Origin of the sequence: Stakelama saccharophila (assembly GCF_032229225.1) — a bacterium.
GTDB classification, from domain to species: Bacteria; Pseudomonadota; Alphaproteobacteria; order Sphingomonadales; family Sphingomonadaceae; genus Sphingomonas; species Sphingomonas saccharophila.
Genome location: NZ_CP135076.1, coordinates 2,819,214 through 2,843,293 on the forward strand (window position 1 = coordinate 2,819,214; position 24,080 = coordinate 2,843,293).

Annotated in this window: 29 protein-coding genes and 1 tRNA gene; 24 read left to right on the forward strand and 6 right to left on the reverse strand. The window is 67.1% G+C overall.

Features of this window, described 5'->3' with window-relative positions:
* Position 1: 1 nt before the first annotated feature.
* The 9 genes from ctaD (at position 2) to RPR59_RS13190 (ending at position 7,522) form a co-directional block, all read left to right on the forward strand.
* Positions 2-1,651, forward strand: a complete 1,650-nt coding sequence (gene ctaD / locus RPR59_RS13150; protein WP_313914783.1) for a cytochrome c oxidase subunit I — start codon at positions 2-4, stop codon at positions 1,649-1,651.
* Between the two features lie 88 nt (positions 1,652-1,739).
* Positions 1,740-2,648, forward strand: coding sequence for a heme o synthase (locus RPR59_RS13155; protein WP_313914785.1), 909 nt, complete (start codon positions 1,740-1,742; stop codon positions 2,646-2,648).
* Positions 2,648-2,782, forward strand: a complete 135-nt coding sequence (locus RPR59_RS13160) for a cytochrome c oxidase system small membrane protein (protein ID WP_313914787.1) — start codon at positions 2,648-2,650, stop codon at positions 2,780-2,782. Before RPR59_RS13155 ends, RPR59_RS13160 begins: the two co-directional genes overlap by 1 nt.
* Positions 2,783-2,805: 23 nt before the next feature.
* Positions 2,806-3,315 (forward strand): cytochrome c oxidase assembly protein, encoded by a 510-nt coding sequence (locus RPR59_RS13165; RefSeq protein WP_313918513.1) that lies wholly within the window; start codon positions 2,806-2,808, stop codon positions 3,313-3,315.
* 35 nt (positions 3,316-3,350) lie between these two features.
* Positions 3,351-4,220: a cytochrome c oxidase subunit 3 gene (locus tag RPR59_RS13170; RefSeq protein ID WP_313914789.1), complete on the forward strand. Its 870-nt coding sequence runs from the start codon at positions 3,351-3,353 to the stop codon at positions 4,218-4,220.
* Positions 4,217-4,618 carry a DUF983 domain-containing protein gene (locus RPR59_RS13175; protein WP_432280319.1) on the forward strand — a complete coding sequence of 134 codons (402 nt, stop codon included), beginning with the start codon at positions 4,217-4,219 and terminating at the stop codon, positions 4,616-4,618. Before RPR59_RS13170 ends, RPR59_RS13175 begins: the two co-directional genes overlap by 4 nt.
* On the forward strand, positions 4,615-5,241 hold the full coding sequence (locus RPR59_RS13180; protein WP_313914791.1) for an SURF1 family protein: 627 nt from the start codon (positions 4,615-4,617) through the stop codon (positions 5,239-5,241). The genes RPR59_RS13175 and RPR59_RS13180 overlap by 4 nt, the downstream gene beginning before the upstream one ends.
* An 11-nt stretch (positions 5,242-5,252) precedes the next feature.
* Positions 5,253-6,656, forward strand: coding sequence for a threonine synthase (gene thrC, locus RPR59_RS13185; RefSeq protein ID WP_313914794.1), 1,404 nt, complete (start codon positions 5,253-5,255; stop codon positions 6,654-6,656).
* Positions 6,653-7,522 (forward strand): class I SAM-dependent methyltransferase, encoded by an 870-nt coding sequence (locus tag RPR59_RS13190; RefSeq protein WP_313914796.1) that lies wholly within the window; start codon positions 6,653-6,655, stop codon positions 7,520-7,522. The genes thrC and RPR59_RS13190 overlap by 4 nt, the downstream gene beginning before the upstream one ends.
* 103 nt (positions 7,523-7,625) lie before the next feature.
* Here the strand turns inward: RPR59_RS13190 and RPR59_RS13195 are convergent, their stop codons facing one another.
* From RPR59_RS13195 to RPR59_RS13205, 3 genes are read right to left on the reverse strand one after another with little or no spacing between them, the layout of a single operon-like run.
* Positions 7,626-8,267, reverse strand: a complete 642-nt coding sequence (locus RPR59_RS13195; RefSeq protein WP_313914798.1) for a heme exporter protein CcmB — start codon at positions 8,265-8,267, stop codon at positions 7,626-7,628.
* Entirely contained in the window at positions 8,264-8,800 is a 537-nt protein-coding gene (gene ccmA, locus RPR59_RS13200; protein ID WP_313918517.1) for a heme ABC exporter ATP-binding protein CcmA, read from the reverse strand. The genes RPR59_RS13195 and ccmA overlap by 4 nt, the downstream gene beginning before the upstream one ends.
* Positions 8,801-8,850: 50 nt before the next feature.
* Complete coding sequence (locus tag RPR59_RS13205; protein WP_313914800.1) at positions 8,851-9,216, reverse strand: metallopeptidase family protein; 366 nt, start codon at positions 9,214-9,216, stop codon at positions 8,851-8,853.
* Between the two features lie 86 nt (positions 9,217-9,302).
* Here RPR59_RS13205 and RPR59_RS13210 point away from each other — a divergent pair, with 86 nt between their 5' ends.
* On the forward strand, positions 9,303-9,596 hold the full coding sequence (locus RPR59_RS13210; RefSeq protein WP_313914802.1) for a 4a-hydroxytetrahydrobiopterin dehydratase: 294 nt from the start codon (positions 9,303-9,305) through the stop codon (positions 9,594-9,596).
* Between the two features lie 12 nt (positions 9,597-9,608).
* On the opposite strand, the gene RPR59_RS13215 is transcribed toward RPR59_RS13210, so the two are convergent.
* Positions 9,609-10,160 carry a J domain-containing protein gene (locus RPR59_RS13215; RefSeq protein ID WP_313914803.1) on the reverse strand — a complete coding sequence of 184 codons (552 nt, stop codon included), beginning with the start codon at positions 10,158-10,160 and terminating at the stop codon, positions 9,609-9,611.
* A gap of 89 nt (positions 10,161-10,249) precedes the next feature.
* Between RPR59_RS13215 and RPR59_RS13220 the strand changes: the two genes are divergently transcribed.
* From RPR59_RS13220 to RPR59_RS13280, 13 genes are all read left to right on the forward strand, one after another.
* Complete coding sequence (locus RPR59_RS13220) at positions 10,250-10,564, forward strand: BolA family protein (protein ID WP_313914805.1); 315 nt, start codon at positions 10,250-10,252, stop codon at positions 10,562-10,564.
* Positions 10,554-11,258 carry a glutathione S-transferase gene (locus RPR59_RS13225; RefSeq protein ID WP_313914808.1) on the forward strand — a complete coding sequence of 235 codons (705 nt, stop codon included), beginning with the start codon at positions 10,554-10,556 and terminating at the stop codon, positions 11,256-11,258. The genes RPR59_RS13220 and RPR59_RS13225 overlap by 11 nt, the downstream gene beginning before the upstream one ends.
* Entirely contained in the window at positions 11,255-12,157 is a 903-nt protein-coding gene (locus RPR59_RS13230; protein WP_313914810.1) for a pirin family protein, read from the forward strand. Before RPR59_RS13225 ends, RPR59_RS13230 begins: the two co-directional genes overlap by 4 nt.
* Before the next feature lie 125 nt (positions 12,158-12,282).
* Entirely contained in the window at positions 12,283-12,957 is a 675-nt protein-coding gene (gene hisG / locus RPR59_RS13235) for an ATP phosphoribosyltransferase (protein ID WP_313914812.1), read from the forward strand.
* On the forward strand, positions 12,954-14,249 hold the full coding sequence (gene hisD, locus RPR59_RS13240) for a histidinol dehydrogenase (protein WP_313914815.1): 1,296 nt from the start codon (positions 12,954-12,956) through the stop codon (positions 14,247-14,249). The genes hisG and hisD overlap by 4 nt, the downstream gene beginning before the upstream one ends.
* Positions 14,250-14,399: 150 nt before the next feature.
* Positions 14,400-14,861 (forward strand): transcription antitermination factor NusB, encoded by a 462-nt coding sequence (nusB, locus tag RPR59_RS13245; RefSeq protein WP_313918519.1) that lies wholly within the window; start codon positions 14,400-14,402, stop codon positions 14,859-14,861.
* 507 nt (positions 14,862-15,368) lie between these two features.
* Positions 15,369-16,277 (forward strand): thiamine-phosphate kinase, encoded by a 909-nt coding sequence (gene thiL / locus RPR59_RS13250; RefSeq protein ID WP_313914816.1) that lies wholly within the window; start codon positions 15,369-15,371, stop codon positions 16,275-16,277.
* Positions 16,278-16,382: 105 nt separating this feature from the next.
* On the forward strand, positions 16,383-18,524 hold the full coding sequence (locus RPR59_RS13255; protein ID WP_313914818.1) for a sodium-translocating pyrophosphatase: 2,142 nt from the start codon (positions 16,383-16,385) through the stop codon (positions 18,522-18,524).
* A gap of 132 nt (positions 18,525-18,656) precedes the next feature.
* Positions 18,657-18,875 (forward strand): translation initiation factor IF-1, encoded by a 219-nt coding sequence (gene infA / locus RPR59_RS13260; RefSeq protein WP_003049127.1) that lies wholly within the window; start codon positions 18,657-18,659, stop codon positions 18,873-18,875.
* 61 nt (positions 18,876-18,936) lie between these two features.
* Positions 18,937-19,506, forward strand: coding sequence for a Maf family protein (locus RPR59_RS13265; protein WP_313914820.1), 570 nt, complete (start codon positions 18,937-18,939; stop codon positions 19,504-19,506).
* Positions 19,503-20,513: a ribonuclease gene (locus RPR59_RS13270; protein ID WP_313914822.1), complete on the forward strand. Its 1,011-nt coding sequence runs from the start codon at positions 19,503-19,505 to the stop codon at positions 20,511-20,513. Before RPR59_RS13265 ends, RPR59_RS13270 begins: the two co-directional genes overlap by 4 nt.
* Positions 20,491-20,697 (forward strand): DNA gyrase inhibitor YacG, encoded by a 207-nt coding sequence (locus RPR59_RS13275; protein WP_313914824.1) that lies wholly within the window; start codon positions 20,491-20,493, stop codon positions 20,695-20,697. The genes RPR59_RS13270 and RPR59_RS13275 overlap by 23 nt, the downstream gene beginning before the upstream one ends.
* A gap of 30 nt (positions 20,698-20,727) precedes the next feature.
* Positions 20,728-20,803, forward strand: a tRNA-Phe gene (locus tag RPR59_RS13280).
* A 145-nt stretch (positions 20,804-20,948) separates the two neighbouring features.
* Here the strand turns inward: RPR59_RS13280 and RPR59_RS13285 are convergent.
* Positions 20,949-21,605: a GntR family transcriptional regulator gene (locus RPR59_RS13285; RefSeq protein WP_313914826.1), complete on the reverse strand. Its 657-nt coding sequence runs from the start codon at positions 21,603-21,605 to the stop codon at positions 20,949-20,951.
* Between the two features lie 31 nt (positions 21,606-21,636).
* Positions 21,637-22,635, reverse strand: coding sequence for a 4-hydroxyproline epimerase (locus RPR59_RS13290; RefSeq protein ID WP_313914828.1), 999 nt, complete (start codon positions 22,633-22,635; stop codon positions 21,637-21,639).
* A gap of 227 nt (positions 22,636-22,862) precedes the next feature.
* Between RPR59_RS13290 and RPR59_RS13295 the strand changes: the two genes are divergently transcribed.
* Entirely contained in the window at positions 22,863-24,077 is a 1,215-nt protein-coding gene (locus RPR59_RS13295; RefSeq protein WP_313914831.1) for an NAD(P)/FAD-dependent oxidoreductase, read from the forward strand.
* Positions 24,078-24,080 lie beyond the last annotated feature (3 nt).

Genomic DNA, 24,080 nt, shown 5'->3' on the forward strand with positions numbered 1-24,080 from the left:
CATGACAGACACCACCCTCACCCCCAACGCCTTCCAGGCGCACGAAGATCACGGCCATGACAGCCATGCCGACCACAAGCCGGCATTCTTCGCCCGTTGGTTCATGTCCACCAACCACAAGGACATCGGGACGCTGTACCTGATCTTCGCGATCTGCGCTGGCATCATCGGCGGCGTGATCTCCGGCATGATGCGCATGGAGCTGGCCGAACCGGGCATCCAGTTCCTCGAAAGCTGGTCGGGCCAGCAGGGCGATCAGGCGCTCCATCTGTGGAACGTGCTGATCACGGCGCACGGCCTGATCATGGTTTTCTTCATGGTGATGCCGGCGATGATCGGCGGGTTCGGCAACTGGTTCGTGCCGCTGATGATCGGCGCGCCGGACATGGCCTTTCCGCGGATGAACAATATTAGCTTCTGGCTGCTGGTTCCCGCCTTCACGCTGCTTTTGGGCTCCGCCTTCATCGGCGGCGGCGCTGGCACCGGCTGGACGCTCTACGCGCCGCTTTCGTCCTATGGCCAGCCCGGACCGTCGGTCGACATGGTGATCCTGGCGCTGCACCTTGCCGGTGCCAGCTCGATCCTGGGCGCGATCAACTTCATCACCACCATTTTCAACATGCGCGCGCCTGGCATGACGCTGCACAAGATGCCGCTGTTCGCCTGGTCGGTGCTGGTCACGGCGTTCCTGCTGCTGCTGGCGCTGCCGGTGCTGGCCGCGGCGATCACCATGCTGCTGACCGATCGCAATTTCGGTACGACCTTCTACGACCCCGTCGGCGGTGGCGATCCGGTGCTGTGGCAGCACCTGTTCTGGTTCTTCGGCCATCCGGAAGTGTACATCATGATCCTGCCGGGCTTCGGCATGATCAGCCATGTCGTCGCCACCTTCAGCCGCAAGCCGGTCTTCGGCTATCTCGGCATGGCCTATGCCATGGTCGCGATCGGCGTGGTCGGCTTCGTCGTGTGGGCGCACCACATGTTCACCACCGGCCTGCCGGTCGACGTGAAGATGTACTTCACCGCCGCGACCATGATCATCGCGGTTCCTACCGGCATCAAGATCTTCTCGTGGATCGCGACGATGTGGGGCGGCTCGATCAGCTTCAAGGTGCCGATGGTCTGGGCGATCGGCTTCATCTTCATGTTCACCGTCGGCGGCGTGACGGGCGTCGTCCTCGCCAATGGCGGCGTCGACGATTACATGCAGGACACCTATTATGTGGTGGCGCATTTCCACTACGTGCTCGCCCAGGGCGCGGTGTTCTCGCTGTTCGCCGGTTTCTATTACTGGTTCCCGAAGATGTCGGGGAAGATGTACAACGAGCTTCTCGGCCATGTGCATTTCTGGCTGTTCTTCGTCGGCGTGAACATGGTGTTCTTCCCGATGCACTTCCTCGGGCTGCAGGGCATGCCGCGCCGCATTCCCGACTATACGCCGATGTACGAATTCTGGAACGGCATCGCGACGCACGGCTACTGGATCATGGCCGCCGGCATGGGCGTGTTCTTCGTCAACCTGATCTGGTCGCTCGCGGCCGGTCGGAAGGCGCCGGACAATCCGTGGGGCGAAGGCGCGACGACGCTGGAATGGACGCTGTCCAGCCCGCCGCCCTTCCACCAGTTCGAAACCCTGCCGAAGGTCGACTGACGGATCAGCCCCTCCCCCGCCGGGAGGGGCTTTTTCCATCATGGATACCCGCTGCCCCTCGCGCTGCGTTGCCATTGAGCCTACATCGATGACCGTGACCACCGCCGACCCCTCCATCATGGCGCCCGCCGAGTGGCGCGACTTCCTGGCGCTGACCAAGCCCAAGGTCATGCGCCTCGTCGTCTTCACGGCGCTGTGCGGCATGCTGGCGGCGCCCGTCGCCATCCATCCGGTACTGGGCTTCACCGCCATCCTGTGCACCGCGCTCGGGGCAGGCGCGGCAGGCGCCCTCAACCAGTGGTACGAAGCCGATCTCGATGCGCGGATGAAGCGCACCGCGTCCCGCCCGCTGCCCGCCGGCCGGATGGAGCGGCAGGCCGCGCTGCATTTCGGCGTAGGGCTGGGCGTGTTCTCGGTCGTCCTGATGGAACTGGCCATCAACTGGGTGGCGGCGGCCATCCTGGCCGCGTCGATCCTGTTCTACGTCCTCATCTACACCGTGTGGCTGAAGCGTCGCACGCCGCAGAATATCGTCATCGGCGGCGCGGCGGGCGCTTTCCCCCCGCTGATCGGCTGGGCCGCGGCGACCGGCGGTCTCGCGCCGCTGCCGATCATCCTGTTCGCGCTGGTCTTCCTCTGGACTCCGCCGCATTTCTGGGCGCTCGCGCTGTTCGTGCACAAGGACTATGCCAATGCCGAGGTGCCGATGTTGCCCGTCGTCGCCGGCGAGGCGGCGACCCGGCGCCAGATCGGCATCTATACCGTGCCCATGGCCCTGGCCGCGATCGCGCCCTGGCCGCTGGGGCTGACCGGCGCCGTCTATGGCATTGTGGCGACCGCCACGTCGCTCATCTTCGCGGGGCTGGCCGCACGCGTCGCCTTCCGCACCACCGGGGCCGACGATCGCATGCGCCCCGAAAAGCGCCTGTTCGCTTATTCGATCCTCTACCTCTTCATCGTGTTCGGCGCGCTCGTCGTCGATCGCTGGGTCGGCTGATGACGCCGGGGGACGAAAAGCTCATCCGTCAGCGCCAACGCGGCAGGGCGCGGGTAACCGCCATATTGCTCGGCGCGTTCGTGGTCCTGTTGTTCGCCATCGCATTCGTGAAGATCAAGAACGGCGGCCTTTAGTGACGCGGAACGGGCGCACGGCGATGCTGGGGGTGACGATCGTGATCGTCATGGGCGGGCTCGGCTTCGCCAGCGTGCCGCTGTACCGTGCATTCTGCCAGATCACCGGCCTGAACGGCACGCCGCAGGTCGCCACCGCGGCGCCGGGCGCGGTGGGCCGCACGATGACGGTCGCGTTCGACAGCAATGTCAGCCCCAGGCTCGACTGGCGCTTCGAACCGGAACGCCGTGCCGACACGGTCCAGATCGGCGCGCGCGACATGGCGTTTTTCCGCGCGACCAACCGATCGGACCGGCCGCTGACGGGCACCGCGACGTTCAACGTCACGCCGGCCCAGGCGGGCAGATATTTCACCAAGATCCAGTGTTTCTGCTTCACGCAGCAGACGCTGGCGCCGGGGGAAACGGCGCGGATGCCGGTGATCTTCTTCGTCGATCCCGGCATCCTCGGCGATCCCGATACCCGCGATGTGGAGGAAATCACGCTCTCCTACACATTTTACCCGGTGGATTCGGACGAGAACGCAAGCTAGAGCAGCACCGGGAACGCAAAGGACAGGGACACGTCATGGCCGGAGCCAAGAACCACGACTATCACATTCTGCCGCCGAGCATCTGGCCGTTCATGGGATCCTTTTCGGCGCTCGCCATGGCCGCCGGCGGCATCATGTGGATGCACGATGCCGCGCATTCGCTGCCCGTCTTCTTCCTCGGTCTGCTCGGCGTCCTCGCGACGATGTATTTCTGGTGGGCCGATGTGATCCGCGAGGCGAAGGCCGGCGACCATACGCCGATCGTCTCGCTGCACCTGCGCTACGGCATGATCCTGTTCATCGCGTCCGAGGTGATGTTCTTCGTCGGCTGGTTCTGGGCGTTCTTCGATTTTGCGCTCTTCCCCTCCAACGTGGAAGTGGTCGGCGGGCAGTGGCCGCCTGCGGGCATCGAGGTGATCAACGCGTTCGAATTCCCGCTTCTCAACACCTTCATCCTGCTGACTTCGGGCACCACCATCACCTGGGCGCACCACGCGTTGATCCACAATCAGCGCGGCGGCGAGAAGCGCGGGCTGTGGGGCCTGCTCGGCGTTGGCGACAATGACAATCTGAAAAAGGGGCTGTGGGCGACGATCGTGCTCGGCCTGCTGTTCAGCACGATCCAGGCCTATGAATATGCCCATGCGCCTTTCGCCTTCAAAGGGCTGAACTACGGCGCCGCCTTCTTCATGGCGACCGGGTTCCACGGCTTTCACGTCATCATCGGCACGATCTTCCTGATCGTCTGCCTGATCCGCGCCTATCGCGGCGATTTCACCCCGCGCCAGCATTTCGGGTTCGAGGCCGCGGCCTGGTACTGGCATTTCGTCGATGTCGTCTGGCTGTTCCTGTTCGTCTCCATCTATGTCTGGGGCGGCTGGGGCGCGCCGATCCACGGAGGCTGACGATCGCGGGCGCCGACCTCGATCCACGAGCGCCCGCGCCCGCCGACGCCGCGTTGCGCGGCCTGTGCCCGCGCTGCGGCGCGCGCACCCTGTTCGACGGCCTTGTCCGGTTCGCGCCGCGATGCCGCGAATGCGGGCTGGAGTTCGAGGGCTTCAACGTCGGGGACGGTCCGGCAGCCTTCCTGATCCTGATCATCGGCACGATCATCACGGTCCTGGCCGTCTGGCTGGAGCTTGCAGTGAGCCCGCCCGTCTGGGTGCACGTCCTGCTCTGGGTCCCGCTCACCATCATCGGCGTGATGGCGTCCCTGCGATTCGCCAAGGGCATCCTGATCTCTCTCGAATACCGCAATGCCGCACGCGAGGGGCGCATCGTTCCTCCGGAATCCGACCGGTGAGACGCCTTCCCGTTCTGCCGACGGTCATTGTCGCCCTGGCGGTCGCCGCCATGGTCGCGCTGGGCATCTGGCAACTGCAGCGGCTGGATTGGAAGGAAGGCCTGCTGGCGCAATATTCCGCCAACGAGCACAAGCCGCCCATCCCCTTCCCCGCCCGGCCCGACCGGTCAGCCCTGTTCCGCCGGGCGTACGGACGCTGTGCGGGGCCTGTCGACTTCCACAAGGAGGGCGCGGGCCGGTACGGCTTTCGCGTCGTGGCCCATTGCCGGGGCACGGAGGATACGCCCCCGATGTTCGTCCAACTCGGCATCACGCGCGACCCGGAGCAGAAGGTCGGCTGGCCGGGCGGGCCGGTATCGGGATTCATCAGTCACGCGCCGGATCACCGGTCGGTTATCGGACAGATTTTCGACGACACGCCCAAGGCGCTGATGCTGGTCGCGGATACCCCGCCCGACGGCCTTGCCGCCAATCCGCCGGCCGATCTGAGCGCGGTTCCGAACAACCACTTCGCCTATGCGATCCAGTGGTTCATCTTCGCCGCGCTGGCGGTGGTGATCTACGCGCTGGCGATCATCCGCCGGAACCGTTCGGTGCTTGCCGGGTCGGGCGGCGACCGCTAACGCATCTGTCGATGCGCTATGTGAGCACGCGGGGGAGCGCGCCGGTTCTCGATTTCGAGCAGGTGACGCTGACGGGGCTGGCTGCCGATGGCGGCCTGTACGTGCCAGAGGCATGGCCACGCTTTTCGGCCGACCAGATCGCCGATATGGCCGGCCTGTCTTATGTCGAGACGGCGGTGCGGGTGATGCTGCCCTTCGTCGGCGACAGCCTGGATGAAGACGCGCTGCGGCGGCTGTGCGAGCAGGCCTATCAGGGGCGGTTCGCGCACGGTGCGGTGACGCCGCTCGTCCAGCTCGATCATCGGCACTGGCTGCTTGAGCTGTTCCACGGCCCCACGCTCGCCTTCAAGGACGTGGCGATGCAGTTGCTCGGCCTGTTGTTCGAACGGTTCATCACCGGAGCAAAGGACCATCTGACCGTGGTCGGTGCGACCTCGGGCGATACCGGATCGGCGGCGATCGACGCGCTGGCCGGGCGCGAGGGCGTCGACATCTTCATGCTCCATCCGCGCGGCCGGGTATCGGAGGTGCAACGGCGGCAGATGACGACGGTGCTGGCGCCCAATGTCCACAACATCGCGATCGACGGCAATTTCGACCAGGCGCAGGCGCTGGTGAAGGCGATGTTCAACGATCCCGGCTTTTCGGGCAAGTTTGCGTTGTCGGCGGTCAATTCGATCAACTGGGCGCGGCTGATGGCGCAGATCGTCTATTATTTCTACGCCGCCGTCCGGCTGGGCGCGCCGGAGCGCGAGGTCGCCTTTTCGGTGCCGACGGGCAATTTCGGCGACGTGTTCGCGGGCTATGTCGCGGCGCGGATGGGATTGCCGGTCGTCAGGCTGATCGTCGCGACCAACATCAACGACATCCTCCACCGCGCGCTGTCGAGCGGCGACTATTCGGTGGGCGAGGTCACGCCGACTGCGGCGCCGTCGATGGACATCCAGGTCAGTTCGAACTTCGAACGGCTGCTGTTCGATCTCGGCGGGCGCGACGGCGGCGCGCTGTCGGCGCAGATGAAGGCGTTCGAAGCGGACCGCAGACTTCAGCTCTCCAACAGCCAATGCGAGGGCGCGGCAACGCTGTTCACGAGCTGCCGGGTCGACCCGGACGAAATGGCGCTGGCGCTGCGCCGGACGCACGAATCGGCCGGACAGGTCGTCGACCCGCATACCGCCATCGCCCTGTCGGCGGCGCGGTCGGCCGAGTTGCCGGGCGACGTCCCGGTCGTGACGCTGGCGACGGCGCATCCGGCGAAGTTCGGCGATGCCGTCGAGCGCGCGACCGGCGTGCGCCCCACCCTGCCGCCGCGCGTCGGCGACCTGTTCGAGCGCGAGGAACGCTATGACGTGATCCATGCGACATTCGACGACGTGACCGCGCATATCGCCGAGCTGGCGACGCCGCGTTCGTGAACCTCGTCCAGCTCATCGGGGAGCCCTGGGACGAATACGGGCTGGTGGATAGTGGCGGCGGGCGCAAGCTCGAACGCTATGGCGATTATCGCTTCATCCGGCCCGAGCCGCAGGCGATGTGGGCGCCGGCGAGCGAAGACTGGGACGCGCATGGCGAATTCGTGCCGGGTTCCGACGAGGAAGGCGGCGGCCGCTGGCGCTTCGACAAGCCGACGCCGGAGGGCGGCTGGCCGCTGGCGTGGGACGACGTGCGCTTCACCGCGCAGACGACGCCGTTCCGGCATCTCGGTTTCTTTCCCGACATGGCCCCGGTCTGGAGCTGGATGCGCGAGCAGGTCGCGGACCTCGATGCGCCAAGCTGCATGAACCTGTTCGGCTATACCGGCGTCGGCACATGCGCGATGGCGGCGCGCGGGGCCGAAATGGTGCATGTCGATGCCTCGAAGAAATCGGTCGAAGCGGCGCGCGCCAATGCCGCGCTGTCGGGGCTGGAGGATGCGCCCGTTCGCTGGCTGGTCGACGATGCGGTGAAGTTCACCGCGCGCGAGGTACGGCGCGGGCGGCGCTATGACGGCATCCTGCTCGACCCGCCCAAATATGGGCGCGGACCGGGCAAGGAAGTCTGGCAGTTGGAACAGGGCCTGCCGGGGCTGATCGCCGATTGCCGCAAGCTGCTCGACCAGGATTCGCGCTTCCTGTTCCTGACCGTCTATGCGGTCAGGATGTCGGCGCTGGCGATCGGCGAGCTGGTGCGGCAGGCGTTCGCCGACCTTGGCGGCACGGTGGAGGCGGGCGAGCTGGGCGTGCGCGAAGAGGCGCGCGGCCTGGCGCTGCCGACGGCGATCTTCGCGCGCTGGTCGCGGTAAGTCCACCATCGCTCCTGCGCAGGCAGGCGCCTATCGCTCGCATTTGCGGCGTAGCAGATCGGCGAGGCTTGGCTCCGGCGCGGACTGAAGAGGCGCGACGGGATCAGCTTCGCGCCAGGCGCATCGCGGCGGCGGCGACGAACGGGCTTCCGGCCAGCAATAGCAGGCTGACCGCGCCGAGCAGCTTGAACGCGCCCGCGCCGCCAGCGATCGCGCCGGCGCCGAAGATCAGCAGCGGCACCGCCAGCGGGAGCATCACCAGCCCCGCCACCGCTCCCGCCCCGCGCAGGCCAGCGGTCAGCGAAGCGGTGGCGACGCCCAGCGCGGCAAGGCCGGGAGTGCCGATCAGCAACCCGATCTCGACGCGCGCGAGGACAGGACCCGGCAGGTTGAGCAGACCGGCCGCGATCACGCTCGCCAGCATCAGCGCGGGCGCAAAGCCGAGCCAGTGACCGACGATCTTCGCCGCCGCCACCCATGCCTCCGCGAGGCCGCGCACAGCGAACTGGTCGATTACGCCGCTTTCGAGATCGGGCGCGACAAGGCGTTCCACCGGCAACAACGCCGCGAGCAACGCGGCCGCCCACACCACCCCGCCGCCGACGCGGGCGAGCAGCCCGGTATCGGGACCGATGGCGAAGGGGAACAGGATCGCGACCAGCAGGAAGAAGGCCACGGGCGTCACCAGGCCGCCGCTGATCCAGGCGCGGCGTAGTTCACGGCCGACCAGGGCGGCGAACCTCATGCCGCACCGCCCAGCGGGATCGACACGGCATCGGGCAGCGCGATCGGCAGATGCGTGGCGAGCAATACCGCCCCGCCCTCCGCCCGATGACGCGCGATGGCGCGTTCGAGAACGGTGATCGAGGCGGCATCGAGGCCGTTGCCCGGTTCGTCGAGCAGCCAGACCGGCGCACCGCTCGCTATCACCCGCGCCAGCGCCGCGCGCCGACGCTGACCGGTGGAAAGCAGCCGTACCGGCACCTCAGCGAGATGCGCGAGACCGACGGTATCGAGCGCGTCCGCCACCCGCGCGATGACCGCACCGTCCATCCGCGCCCAGAAGGCGAGCGCCTTCGCGACCGGAAGCTCGGGATCGAGCGCCGGGGCCTCTGCCGCCATCAGGGTGCGGGAGGCTTCGCCCATGACCGTTCCCGCCGTGGGCGGCAACAGACCGGCGGCAATGCGGATCAGGCTGGACTTGCCCGCGCCATTGGGGCCGGTGGCGAGCGCCGCCCGGCCGGGGCCGAGCGCCAGGTCCAGCCCGGCGAACAGCATCCGGCCGCCGCGCACGCAGTCGACATCCGCCAGGCGAAGAAACGCCCCGCTCACCCGGCGGCGTCTTCCAGCGCGTGCATGTCGTCGTCGGACAGGCCGAAATGGTGCCCGACCTCGTGCACCACGACATGGGTGATGAGCTTGTCGAAATCGACGCCGGTTTCCTGCCATTCGGCGATCAATGGGCGGCGGTAGAGATGGATCTCGTCCGGATAGGGGGCGATGTCGAAGCTCGATTTGTCGCCGATCGGCAGGCCGCGATACAGCCCGGTAAGCTGGTACGGATCGGTCATGCCGAAATGCGCCAGCGTCTCGGCATCGGCGAATTCCTCCACGACCATGACGATGTCGCCGAGGTGGCGGGCGAAGGGTTCGGGAATGCGGCCGAGCGCGTCCCATGCCAGCCGTTCGATCATGGCCGCGTCCGGATCGCCGGTGAAAGGTGCTTGCCCGCGCATCGTGCAATGCATAGGCCCGTTTCCGGGCAAGCAGCAAGGAGGCGATGATGGTCCAACCACTCAGCCAGGCCGATCGCGAGGATGCGCTCGATGGCCTGCCCGACTGGGATTATGACGACGGCCGGGACGCGATTTCGCGCACCTTCACGTTCGACGATTTCAACCAGGCGTTCGGCTTCATGACGCAGGTCGCCCTGATGGCGGAAAAGGCGAACCACCACCCGGAATGGTCGAACGTCTATAACCGCGTCGAGATATTGCTGACCACGCACGACGCCGGCGGCCTGTCGTCGCGCGACGTGGAGATGGCGCAGGCGATCGACGCGCTGGTGGAATGAAGCGCGCGGGCCTTACCCCGCAAAGGCGGGGGAGTGGCGGAGGTGCTGATAGGCATCGATCACGCGTCGCAGCGCCTTTTCGTGGCTGCGGTCACCGCCATTGCGGTCCGGATGGTATTCGCGCACCAGCGCGCCGTAGCGGGCGCGCAGCATCGACCGGTCGGCATCGGTATCGAGCCCCAGCACCTGCAGCGCGCGGCGATCGCGGTCGCTGAGCGGCTTGCCGTCGTTGCGCGACCGCTGCACCTTGGTGCGAAAGCGGGCGCCGATGGCGTCGAGCGGATCGGCGAAATCGGCCCATTCGGGCGGGCGGTCCGCGCCGGTCGAGGCAAAGGCCCGGGTTTCGCGCTCCCAGCCCGACAGGGGACGCTGCGCATCGTGGATCTCGTCCGCGCTCATGCCTTCGAAGAAATTGTAGCCGGCGTTGAATTCTCGGACATGGTCGAGACAGAACCAGCGCCAGCCGCGCGGCCCCTCACCCGATGGCGGGCCCTCGAGCGGCGGGGCGCGGAATTCGCCCGGCGCGTCGCAGCCCGGCGCCATGCATTCTCGGCCACTTTCCATGCGGCCATGAAAACGGGTATTCGGTCGGTCCTTCTTACGTTCAGCGCGCGCCACGCGACTCCCCAAGGCAAATCCACTATATAGGCGCCATGACCGATACCGCCACCGACCGTTCGCCCCAAATTCCCGTCGCCGACCAGATCGCGGCGCGGCTTACCGAAGCCCTCGATCCCACCTACCTGGAGGTCGTCAACGACAGCCACCACCATGCCGGCCATGCCGGGGACGACGGCACCGGCGAAAGCCATTTCACCGTGACCGTCGAGAGCCGGACCTTTGCCGGCCGGTCCCGCGTTCAGCGCCAGAGACTGGTGAACAGGGCCCTGGCCGACCTGCTCGCCACGCGCATCCACGCGCTGGCGATCCGGGCCCGGGCCCCGGGAGAGGAGACGAATGGCGTATAACCTGTGGTACTGGCCCGGCATCCAGGGGCGCGGCGAATTCGTCCGCCTGTCGATGGAGGCCGGCGGCATCGAATATCGCGATTGCGCGCGCGAGGAGGGCGCCCACGCGCTGATCGAGAACATGGCCACGTTCGACCGGCCGCCTTATGCCCCGCCCTATCTGGAACTGGACGGCCATGCCATCGCGCAGGTCGCCAACATCCTGCTGTTCCTGGGCGATCGCGACCATCTGGCGCCGTCGAACATGAACGACCGCTATTGGCTGCACCAGGTCGAACTGACCATCGCCGATATGGTGGCGGAGGTGCACAATGTGCACCATCCCGTAGGCAGCGGCGCCTATTACGAGGACCAGAAGGAAGAGGCCGCCCGCGCCGCCAAGCAGTTCCGGGAGGAACGGATGCCGAAATTCCTCCGTCATTTCGAGGCGGCGGCCAAGTCGAACGAAGGCGACTGGCTGATCGACCATCGCTGGTGCTATACCGATTGTTCGCTGTTCCAGCTCGTTGAGGGACTGCGCTACATGTTCCCGAAGCGGATGAAGACGCTGGAACCCGACCTGCCGAAGCTGATCGGCATCCACGATGCGGTCGCCGAACTGCCGGGCATCAAGGCATATCTCGACAGCAACCGGCGGCTGGCATTCAACGAAGACGGCATTTTCCGTCACTATCCGGAGCTTGACGCGGCATGACCAACGAGGATCTGATCCTGCAGACGATCACGCCTGCAACGCACGATCTCGGCGGGTTCAAGGTCCACAGGACGCTGCCCAACAAGGAACGCACGATGGTGGGGCCGTTCCTGTTCTTCGACCAGATGGGGCCGGCGCACCTGTCGGTCGGCGAAGGCATCGACGTCCGCCCGCACCCGCACATCAACCTCGCCACCGTCACCTATCTGTTCGCCGGCGCGATCGACCACCGCGATTCGCTGGGCACCCTCGCCACGATCGAGCCCGGTGCGGTGAATCTGATGACCGCCGGATCGGGCATCGTCCATTCCGAACGCTCGCCGTCCGCCGAACGGGCGGTGGGGCCGGAACTGTCGGGCATCCAGACCTGGATCGCGCTGCCCGACGGCGAAGAGGACATGGCGCCGGCGTTCGAGCACGTCGCGCGCGGCGACCTGCCGGTGGTCGAGGACGCTTGCGTGAAGGCGCGGGTGGTGATGGGCGCGCTCTGGGGCCGGCGTGCGCCGACCACGACCTATGCCGACACGATCTATGCCGATATCGCGCTGGCCGGCGGCGGGACGATCCCGGTCGATGCCGAGGCGGACGAGCGCGCAGTCTATGTCGCCGAGGGCGATGCGACGCTCGACGGGATGCGGCTCGATCCGATGACGCTCTATCTGTTGAGACCGGGTATGACGGCGACGCTGCGCTCCGACAGCGGCGCGCGGGTGATGCTGTGCGGCGGCGAAGCCTTCGCGACGCCGCGCCATGTATGGTGGAATTTCGTCTCCTCGTCGCGTGAGCGGATCAACGAGGCCAAGCGCGCATGGAAAGCGGGCGAATTCGCGAAGGTGCCGGGCGACGAAAAGGAATGGATCCCGATCCCCGAGGTGCCGAAGACGGTGAGCTACCCGTAAGCGCCCCTCCCGCTTGCAGGCGGATCGGGGAGGGAGCCGCCTCGCCGCATCACGATCTTCCCTCCCGTCGCGGCTCCAAGCCGCATTGCGCCTGCCGCCCACCCCAAGTAAAGCCCGCCGCATTCATGACCGAACCCGTCATCATCGCCGTTCCCAAGGGACGCATCCTCGAAGAGGCGCTGCCACTGCTCGCGCAGGTGGGCGTGGTGCCCGAGCCGGCCTTTTCCGACGACAGCAGCCGCGCGCTCCGGTTCGGGACCAACCGGCCGGACATCGACATCATCCGCGTGCGCGCGTTCGATGTCGCGACCTTCGTCGCGCACGGCGCGGCGCAGCTCGGCATCGTCGGATCGGACGTGATCGGCGAATTCGGCTATTCGGAATTGTACGCGCCGGTCGACCTGGGCATCGGCCATTGCCGGCTGTCGGTCGCCGAACCCGCCGACATGGCGGCAAAGGACGATCCGCGCGGCTGGAGCCATGTGCGGATCGCGACCAAATATCCGAACCTGACCCAGGCCCATTTCGAAGCGCGCGGCGTGCAAGCCGAATGCGTCAAGCTGAACGGCGCGATGGAGCTGGCCCCGATCCTGGGGCTCGCGCCGCGCATCGTCGACCTGGTTTCCTCGGGCCGGACGCTCAAGGAGAACGGGCTCGTCGAGGTCGAGGTGATCGCCGAGGTGACGTCGCGCCTGATCGTCAACCGGGCGGCGTTCAAGACGCGGACCGAAACGGTGGTGCCGCTGGTGGATGCGTTCCGGCAGGCCTCTCCCCTTTCGCCTGCGGGAAGGGGGATATGATCCGCCTCAACGCGTCCGATCCCGGTTTCGGCCATGCTTTCAACGAGCTGGTCAACGCGCGCCGAGAGGCCGAGCCGCAGGTCGCGCGCGACGTGCGCATGATCATCGAGGCGGTGCGCCAGGACGGCGACAATGCGGTGCAGGCCTTTACCGACAAATTCGATGGGCACGACCTGGACGCGAGCGGCTGGCGAATCGAGCAGGCCGAATGCGAAGCGGCGCTCGACGGGCTGGAACCGGGGCTGCGCGCGGCGCTGGAACTCGCGCGCGACCGGATCGCGGCCTATCACGAAAAGCAGTGCCCGGCCGACAGCGACGACACCGACGATGCCGGCGTGCGCCTGGGCGCGCGGTGGCGGGCGGTCGATTCGGCCGGTATCTACGTCCCCGGCGGGCGGGCGGCCTATCCGTCCTCGGTGCTGATGAACGCGGTGCCGGCCAAGGTCGCCGGCGTGCGGCGGCTGGTGATGGTGACGCCAACGCCGAAGGGCGAGGCCAATCCGCTGGTGCTGGCCGCCGCGCGGATCGCCGGCGTGGACGAGATCTGGCGCATCGGCGGGGCGCAGGCGATCGCCGCGATCGCCTACGGGACGGAGCGGATCGACGCCGTCGATGTCGTCACCGGCCCCGGCAACGCCTGGGTCGCGGAGGCCAAGCGGCAGGTATACGGCGTCGTCGGCATCGACATGGTCGCGGGGCCGAGCGAGATCGTCGTCGTCGCAGATGCGAAGAACGATCCCGACTGGATCGCCGCCGACCTGTTGAGCCAGTCGGAGCACGACCCCACCAGCCAGTCGATCCTGTTCACAGACGACGCGGCATTCGCCGATGCCGTGTCGGCCGCGATCGACCTGCAAATCGGAACGCTGGCGACGAAGGACGTGGCACGGGCGAGCTGGGATGCGAACGGCGCGATCGTGCTGGTGCCCGACCTTGCCGCCGCCTGCCCGCTGGTGAACCGGCTGGCGCCGGAACATCTGGAACTGGCGATCGACGACCCCGACCAGATGTTCCCCCTGATCCACCATGCCGGATCGGTGTTCCTCGGCCGGCACACGCCCGAAGCCGTGGGCGATTATGTCGCCGGACCGAACCACGTGCTGCCGACCGGCCGGCGCGCCCGCTTCGCCAGCGGGCTGTCGGTGCTCGACTTCATGAAACGGACGAGTTTCCTGGCCCTGGACGGTGAGGCGCTGGCGGCGATCGGGCCGGCGGCAGTGGCGCTGGCGGAGGCCGAGGGTCTGCCGGCGCATGCAAAATCGGTGGCGCTGCGGCTGGCGCGCGCGGGCTAAGGCATTTCCCGATCAGGTTGGCGCACCTTTCTTGTGCTCCTGCGAACGCAGGAGCACAGGGTTTCGGGCGCGACGCTTGCGGGAGGGGGAATGCCGCAGATCGCGCAATTGCGGTTTGCCTTCGCCGCCATCGCGGCTATCTGCGTGCGCATGCCTAGCCAGACCGCTCGCAATCGAACCCGCGCCCGTGCCGCGGCCCGCCTCGGCGCCGTGCAGGCGCTGTACCAGCGGGAAATGGAGGGAACGCCGCTTCCCACCCTGCTCCACGAATTCCACCAGCACCGGCTGGGCGCGGTGATCGAGGATGTCGAATTCATCGACGCCGACATCGATTTCTTCGACGATATCGTGCGCGGCGTCGACGCCCGGCGCGAAGAGATCGACGCGGCCGTGGAGGGCAAGCTGTCGGCCGGCTGGTCGCTGGAACGGCTCGACAAGCCGATGCGGCAGATCCTGCGCGCCGGCACCTATGAACTGATGGCGCGCGCCGACGTGCCGACCGGCGCGGTGATCACCCAGTATGTCGATGTCGCGCACGCCTTTTACGACCGGCGCGAGGCGGGCTTCGTCAACGGCCTGCTCGACGCCGTGGCAAAAGCCGTGCGCGGCTGAGGATGGGCGAGATAATGGCGACGCGTAACGGTAGAAATTTCCGGAATCGCTCTGTTTCGTCATCCTGACGAAAGTCAGGATCCAGAGTCGAGCGCGATCAGCCTTGAACGCTGCCTGTCACCTTGGGATTTCGGGGATTTCTTGGTCCCCTATCCTGTGTCCTCGCTGGGCTCCCGCCTCCGCGGGAGCACAAAGCCGCATCTCCTTTCAAGGATGCCTCTGCGAAACCCATTCTCGTCTCCCCGGCGGAGGCCGGGTCCACCGAGCCGCTTAGCTCAAGCGTTTGCTATTGCAGCCAGATGGATGCTGAAACAAGTTCAGCATGACGAAAGAGGCTTCCGTTTCGCGCCTTTTGCAGAAGTCTCCTTCCAGGGGATACACGTTCAGGGAGTCGAACTTACCTCTAGAAGCCGCAGCGGTGGCGGCTCTGGATGCCGGATCAAGTCCGGCATGACGATACGGATTGCGTGTAGCAATTCTATCCGAATCCGCGGACAATCCCGACCCATGACCGAAGCCGATTTCATCGCCGCCCTGCGCGACCTGCCGCTGCATCCGGCGGCACGCGGGCTGGTGGACGATGCCGCCGTGCTCGACGCCGGGCCGGGGCTGGTGCTGACCAAGGACATGATCGCCGAGGGGGTGCATTTCCTGCCCGGCGATCCGCCGGGCGACGTGGCGTGGAAGCTGCTGGCGGTGAACCTGTCGGACCTCGCGGCGAAAGGCGCGGCGCCGATCGGCGTCATGCTCGGCTATCCGCTGAGCGATACCGGCTGGGACCGCGCTTTCCTGGACGGGCTGGGCAAGGCGATGCGGCGCTTCGGCTGTCCGCTGATCGGCGGCGACACCATCGCCCTGCCGCCCGGCGCGCCGCGGACGCTGTCGCTCACCGCATTGGGCCAGACGGACCGCGCACCCGCGCGCGGCGGAGCATGTGCGGGCGACGCGCTGTGGGTGACGGGCACGATCGGCGACGGCGGCGCGGGGCTCGCCATCGCCGGGGGCGCTGCCGGGCCGGAGGCGCTGTTGCGGCGCTATCGCCGGCCGGTGCCGCGGATTGCGGAAGGGCAGGCGCTCGCCCACCTCGCGGGCGCGGTGATGGACGTGTCCGACGGCCTGGTGATCGACGCCCGGCGCATGGCGGCGGCAAGCGGGCTGGCGGTGACGATCGACCTTTCGCGCATTCCGCTTTCGGCGGAGCTGAAGGCCTTTTCCGGCGAAGACCGCGCGGCCCGGCTGGCGGCCGCGACGGCGGGCGACGATTACGAACTCCTCTTCGCCCTGCCCGCCGGCGCCGCGCCGCCGGTGGCGGCGACGCGGATCGGCCGGTTCGGCGAGGGCGGCGGAATTTCGCTGACGGATGGCGCAGACCCCGTGCCGGTGCCCGGGCGCGCGGGCTTCGAACACCGCGCCTGATCGTTGCTTGCACTGACGCATCAGCCCCCTATACCTGCAGGGTGATGCGCGGCAGGCCGGCGCCAGATCGGCCGCTCGCGGGGCAAAAAAGGAGGGGTTCACCACATGACGAGCGTCTATATCGCCATCGCCTGCGGGCTGCTGGCCGTGCTCTACGGATTTATCACCAGCGGTCAAGTGCTGCGCCAATCCGCCGGTGAAACGAAGATGCAGGACATCGCGTCCGCCATCCAGGAGGGCGCGTCCGCCTATCTGGCGCGGCAATACCGCACCATCGGAATCGTCGGCATCGTCGTCGTGGTGATCCTGGCCGTCACGCTGGGCTGGTTGTCCACCATCGGCTTCGTCATCGGCGCGGTGCTGTCGGGCGTGGCGGGCTTTGTCGGCATGAACATCTCGGTTCGCGCGAACGTGCGCACCGCCGAAGCCGCGCGCCATTCGCTGCAGCGCGGACTGACGGTGGCGTTCCGGTCGGGCGCCGTTACCGGCATGCTGGTGGCGGGGCTGGGGCTGCTCGCGATTTCGGTCTTCTTCTGGTATCTGGTCGTGCCGGCGGGCCATGCGCCCGACGACCGGGAAATCATCGAGGCGCTGACCGCACTGGCGTTCGGCGCGTCGCTCATTTCCATCTTCGCCCGGCTGGGCGGCGGCATCTTCACCAAGGCGGCCGACGTCGGCGCCGATCTGGTCGGCAAGGTCGAGGCGGGCATCCCGGAGGATGATCCGCGCAACCCGGCGACCATCGCCGACAATGTGGGCGACAATGTCGGCGACTGCGCCGGCATGGCCGCCGACCTGTTCGAGACCTATGTCGTGACGCTGGGCCTGACCATGGTGTCGATCGCGCTCTTGATGGCGAATTCGGATTATCTGCTGGCGCTGATGACCCTGCCGCTGATCGTCGGCGGCGTGTGCATCGTCACCTCGATCATCGGCACCTACATGGTGCGGCTCGGCTCCAGCCAGTCGATCATGGGCGCGCTCTACAAGGGCTTCTGGACCGCCGCGATCCTGGCGGTGCCGGCGATCTATCTCGTTACCTCCTATGCGCTGGGCGGCGACATGAACGTGCCGCTCGACCATAACGCCTTTCTCGGCGGCGGCGGAGCGAGCGACAATCCGTTCACCGGCATGGACCTGTTCTGGGCGATGATGATCGGACTGGGCGTCACCGGCGCGCTGGTATGGATCACCGAATATTATACCGGCACGCAGTACCGGCCGGTGAAATCGATCGCCAAGGCATCGGTCACGGGACATGGCACCAACGTCATCCAGGGCCTGGCGATCAGCCTGGAATCGACCGCGCTGCCGACGCTGGTGATCGTCGTCGCGGTGATCGCGGCCTATCAGCTCGCCGGAATCATCGGCATCGCCTTCGCCGCGACCGCGATGCTGGCGCTCGCCGGCATGGTGATCGCCCTCGACGCATATGGTCCCGTCACCGACAATGCCGGCGGCATCGCCGAAATGGCGGGCCTGCCCGAAGACGTGCGCGGCCGCACCGACGCGCTCGATGCGGTGGGCAACACCACCAAGGCGGTGACCAAGGGCTATGCCATCGGATCGGCGGCGCTGGCCGCGCTGGTGCTGTTCGGCGCCTATACCACCGACCTCGACCGCTATTCGTCGGCGCTGGGGCTGACGGAGGCGGTCGATTTCTCGCTGTCCAACCCCTATATCATCGTCGGCCTGCTGCTGGGGGCGCTGCTGCCCTATCTGTTCGGCGCGTTCGGCATGACGGCGGTGGGCCGCGCGGCGGGATCGGTGGTCGAGGACGTGCGCGCGCAATTCGGCGAGGATGCGGGCATCATGGCCGGCACCAGCCGCCCGAATTATGCCCGCACCGTCGACATCGTCACCAAGGCCGCGATCAAGGAGATGATCATCCCTTCGCTGCTGCCGGTGCTGAGCCCGGTGGTGGTGTTCTTCATCGTGAGCTGGGTCGCCGGGCGCGAAAGCGGGTTCGCCGCGGTCGGCGCGATGCTGCTGGGCGTGATCGTCTCCGGCCTGTTCGTCGCCATTTCGATGACGAGCGGCGGCGGCGCGTGGGACAATGCCAAGAAATATATCGAGGACGGCCATCACGGCGGCAAGGGTTCCGAGGCGCACAAGGCCGCGGTGACGGGCGACACGGTCGGCGATCCGTACAAGGATACGGCGGGTCCTGCCGTGAACCCGATGATCAAGATCACCAACATCGTCGCGCTGCTGCTGCTCGCCGCACTTGCGGCGGGCGGCGCCTGACCCAATATAGATTGCAGAATTTCTCCCCGCCGGAACGGGTTTCCGGCGGGGTATTTGTTACGGACATCTTTTCTTTTCGGCGCGACCGTCGTACAGGCGTGCGCCGATCGATCGACACTGGACGAGGTATTTTTGGCCAAGGAAGAACTACTTGAAATGCGCGGTCAGGTCGTTGAGCTGCTGCCCAACGCCATGTTCCGGGTGCGCCTGGAAAACGACCACGAGATTTTGGGGCACACCGCCGGCAAGATGCGCAAGAACCGCATCCGCGTGCTCGTCGGCGACGAGGTGCTCGTCGAACTGACGCCCTATGACCTGACCAAGGGTCGCATCACCTATCGTTTCAAGTGATCCGGCCGGGGACGGATCGCCGCCACGACGGCGGGAATCCGGCCTGAGCGGTTCCCTGGCCGTGCGGCTCGTCCTCGCCTCTTCGTCGCCCAGGCGTCGCGATCTGCTCGCGCGGATCGGCGTGACGCCGGACCGGATCGCCCATCCCGACATCGACGAGACGCCCCGCCCAGGCGAGTTGCCGCGCGCTTATGCACTGCGCCTGGCCGGGGAAAAGGCGCGCGCGATCGACCGCGCGGCCGATGAAATCGTGCTCGCCGGCGATACGACCATCGCACTCGGCCGGCGCATTCTCGCCAAGGCGACGGACGAGGCGGAACAGCGCCGCATGCTGGCGCTGCTGTCGGGGCGGCGGCATCACTGCCTTTCCGCCATCTGCGTGATCGACATCGCGGGCCGCGCGCGGACGCGGCTGTCCGATACGATCGTAGCGTTCAAGCGTCTCAGCGAGGCGGAGATTGACCGCTATGTCGCAAGCGGCGAGGGGCTGCACAAGGCAGGCGGCTATGCCATCCAGGGCCGGGCAGAAAGCCTGGTGCGGTTCATGTCCGGCAGCCATTCGGGCGTGATCGGACTGCCGCTGTTCGAGACCAGGGCGCTGCTCGACGCCAGCGGCTATCCCGTCGGATGAATGGCCCCCTGGCTGAGAGACCTCCGGGTGAATGGATCGTCGAGGACGGCATCGGGGAGACCCGCGCCGCGCTGATCGAGGGCGAGCGCATCGTCGAAGCGCGCATCCTCGTCCACGGCACCCTGACCGCCGGCACCGTGCTGGAGGCACGGCTGGTAACGCGCCTACCCGAGCGCGATCAGGGCGTGGTCGCATGGGACGGCGGTGAAGCGTTGCTCGCGCCGCTGCCGCGGGCCGTGACCGAGGGCGCTACGCTTTTGGTCGAGATCACGCGGCCGGCCCTGCCCGAACCCGGCAAGCCCAAGCGCGCACGCGCACGCCCTGCCGTCCGGAGCGCCGAACCCGGCCCGGCACCGGCGCTGGCCGAAACGCTGGACGGAATGGTGCGCACTGCCCCGCCGCAGGGGCCGGACCTGCTGGAGGATGCGGGCTGGTCCGAATTGCTGGAAGAAGCGGCGACGGGCCGCGTCGCCTTCGCCGATGGCTGGCTGACCATTTCGCCGACGCCGGCCATGACGCTGATCGACGTCGATGGGGAGTGCGAGCCGGAACGGCTTGCCGTATCGGGCGCTGCCGCGGCGGCGCGGGCGACCCGGCGGCTCGACATCGGTGGTTCGATCGGCATCGACCTGCCGACCGTCGACGACCGCCGGGTGCGGCTGACCGCCGCCGCCGCCATAGACGAGGCGCTTGCGCAGCCGTTCGAGCGGACGGCCGTCAACGGCTTCGGCTTCGTCCAGATCGTGCGCCGCCGCAGCCGGCTGTCGCTTCCCGAAGCCTATGCCGAGGACGCCGTCGCCGCCCATGCCCGCGCGCTGGTCCGCAAGGCCGAACGCAGCCGCGGCCGCGGCGAACGCGTGCTGACGGCGCATCCGCACGTGGTCGCGCGGATCGAGCGCGCCGGCTGGGTGGCGGAAATCGAGCGGCGGGTCGGCGCCACGCTCGCCTTGCGCGGCGATGGCGGGCTCGCCATATCTGCCGGCCATGTCCAAGCGCGATTCCAGTGACACCTGCCCCATATGCGGCGCCCCCGCCGACACCGTGCTGCGCCCCTTCTGCAGCCGCGTGTGCAAGGATCGCGACCTGCTGCAATGGTTGGGCGAGGGGTATCGCATTCCCGGCCCCGTCGCAGACCCGGATGCCATGGCCAAAGCCGATTCCGGGGTGGACAGCGACCGCGAGCGCGACTAATACGCGCCTCTTCCGATGTCCGTCGGAGGCGCCCAGGTAGCTCAGTTGGTAGAGCATGCGACTGAAAATCGCAGTGTCGGCGGTTCGATTCCGTCCCTGGGCACCACCATCCCTCTCCGCAGACATCCGGTGAGCCTGATCGCGAGGCAGAACATGCAAGCGTAACCGCGCGCACGGTCTCCATCTTTGATACGCTCCAACGGCTCGCGCTACGCGCGACCCGACCATCGCCCCGGCGTCGAGGCTATTACTCAGCCCTGCCGTTCGGCGTCGAGTTGCTCGCGCAGATCGTTGAGCGTGCCCTGGATATGGCGGTCGAGCAGTTCCGCCGTCAGTGCGCCGTCCCTTGCCAGCCATGCGTCGAGAAGTCCGCGATGCTCCTGATGCGCGCGGCTTTCGCGGCCGGCGGGCTGAAGATGCTCGATCACATAGCGTTCCGCCAAAATGGCCAGCCGCTCGACGAGCTGGGTGGTAAGCAACCGGCCGCCGGGCCGGACGAGCGCGGTATGGAAGCGCCGGTTGCGTTCGGCAACATCGGGCGCACCTTCGAGCGTCGCGGCGTCGAGTTCCTCGAACAGACGTTCGGCGGCCGCGCGCTCCTCGTCATCCGCCGCACTCGCGCCGGCGCTGGCCGCGGCAGGTTCAATGGCAAGGCGAAGCTCGAAGATCTCATCCGCTTCTTCCGCGCTCATCGCACGCACCGAATAGCCACGATTGGCGTGGCTGATCAGCAGCCCTTCCTGTTCGAGACGGGCAAGCGCCTCGCGCAGCGGGATCTTGCTGACGCCAAGCTCCGCGGCGAGCGCATCCTGACGGATCGGAGCGTCCTCGCGAAGCTGGCCCGACACGATCCGCTCGCGGATGATTTCGCTCACCTGCTCGGAAAGCGTGCGAACGACGATGCTCATGCGGTTGGTCCCTTGGTGAGAGCAGTCGCCATCATGTGACCTGAAATCCGCGCCAGAACAAATCTTCCTGATCGATCCAGATCGTGTTCAGGCCAGTGGCGATCGCCGCACCTTCTATCGACGGTATGATCGCAGGCTGTTCCCCGAGCATCATTTCCTGTTCGATGCGCCCCGTGAACCGGCTGCCGATATAGCTTTCATGGACGAAGCGCTCGCCCACGCTCAGCCGCCCGGTCCCGTGGAGATGCGCGATACGTGCTGACGTGCCCGTACCGCAGGGACTGCGGTCGATCGCGCGGTCGCCGTAGAACACGGCATTACGGCCATGCGCGCCCTCGCCCTTCGGCACGTCGGTCCACAGCACATGGCTGACGCCCTGAATGGTGGGATCGAGCGGGTGCACCGGCGTCACCTTCTCGCGCACCGCCGCGCGGACCTTGGGGCTGAGGTCGAGCAGCCGGGCGGCACCGAGCGCATCGAGCCCGGCATACGCGCCCTGCGGCTCGACGATCGCGTAGAAGTTTCCACCATAGCTGACATCGACGGTCAGCGGCCCGATCCCCTCGACATCGACATCGATACCGCGCGCGGCGACATAGGACGGAATGTTGGTGATCCGAACCGACGTGACGCGGTCGCCCTTTTGTTCATAGCGAATGTCGACAAGTCCGGCCGGAACTTCCGCCCGCACGCGGCCGTGTTCGGCAGGATGGATCAGGCCATGTTCGATCCCGAAGGTGATGATGCCGATCGTGCCGTGCCCGCACATCGGCAGGCAGCCCGAGGTCTCGATGAACAGAATTCCGACATCGGCGTCGGGAAGTGTGGGCGGATAGAGAAAGCCCCCCGACATCATATCGTGACCGCGCGGTTCGAAGCACAGTCCGGTCCGAATCCAGTCGAAGCGTGCGAGAAAATCCTGCCGCCGCTCGGACATGGTCGCGCCCCTGAGCGGCGGAGCACCACCGGCGACCAGCCGAACGGGATTTCCCGCAGTATGGCCATCAATGCAAAAGAATGTGTGCCGCATTGGTAACGTGTCAGACGATCAAGGCCCGGGCGAGGTGATGGCCCGGCTTGTCTACAACCTGCCGCAGCCCCGACAACTGGATTCTCAGCGGCTTTTCCACCCGCATGATGGTGGTGGGAAACGCCCCCCTCCAACCGAAATTCATGGTAATCAGCATTCCCGACCAATTGCGGACTTATACCGTATACGATACATGATTTGGTGGCGCAACGGGTGAAGCACGCAGGATGAAGATCGTAATCGGCGGTGGGATTGTCGGCCTGAGCAGCGCGCTCGCACTCGCCCGCGCGGGGCATGACGTCGTCGCCTATGCGCCGCGCGACGAGGCAGCGCCTTCCTGGGGCAATGCGGGCCATCTCGCCGTCGAGCAGATCGAACCTCTGGCGTCGCGCGCGTCGCTGCGCAGCGCGCCACGCAGATTGTTCGCCGTTGGCGGTGCGCTGGATTTTCCGCTGTCGATGGCGCGCCACTGGCTACCCTTCGCGCTCGATTTCGTGAAGGCGACGAAGCCGCAGCGCTTTGCCGCGGGGCGCTCGGCGCTCGGCGGGCTGATGAAAGACGCGGTGCCCGCGTGGCGTCGTCTGACCGAATCACTGGATGCCCCTGATATCCTGTCCGACGGGGGTCATCTGGTAGTCTGGGAAAGCGCCGCATCGGCCGAGGCCGGCCGTCGCGCCTGGCAGGCCATCGACATCGGGACCGCCACGGTGAAGCCCGCATCGCCAGACATCAAAGCGAAGCTGGCCGCCTTGACCGGCAAGGCTCTCCACGAACCGACGCAGTTCATGGGAAGCGGACAGATCCGCGACCTCGGCCACCTTCACGAGTTGCTGCGCGACGCGGTCTCGGAAGCCGGCGTCGATGTGCGCGATCAGCGCGCCGATCTGACACTGAGGGCCGGCAAGGCGGTCGTCGAGGGCGTCGCGGCAAATGCGGTTCTCGTGGCGGCGGGCGTCGGTTCGCGCCCGCTGATGGAACGGGCGGGCCATCCCACCCCGCTGATCGCCGAGCGCGGCTATCATATCCGCGCCCGCGCTGATGCGTGGCCGGCCGATCTGCCACCGGTCGTGTTCGAGGACCGCTCGATGATCGTCACCCGCTATGCCGACTGCGTACAAGCCGCGAGCTTTGTCGAACTCGGCAGTCCCACCGCGCCGCCCGACCCGCGCAAGTGGCGCCGCCTCGAACGCCATGTCGCCGAACTCGGTCTACCGATGCGCCCGCCTTATCGCCGCTGGATGGGGTGCCGACCGACGCTTCCCGACTATCTGCCGGCAATCGGACGATCGCGGCGAGCGCATAACCTGTTCTATGCCTTCGGCCATCAGCATCTCGGCCTGACGCTCGCCCCCCTTACCGCGGAAATCGTGGCAGCGATGATCGGGGGCGATACGCTCCCTGTCGACATCGCGCCGTTCGATATCAATCGTTTCGCAAAATGAGGA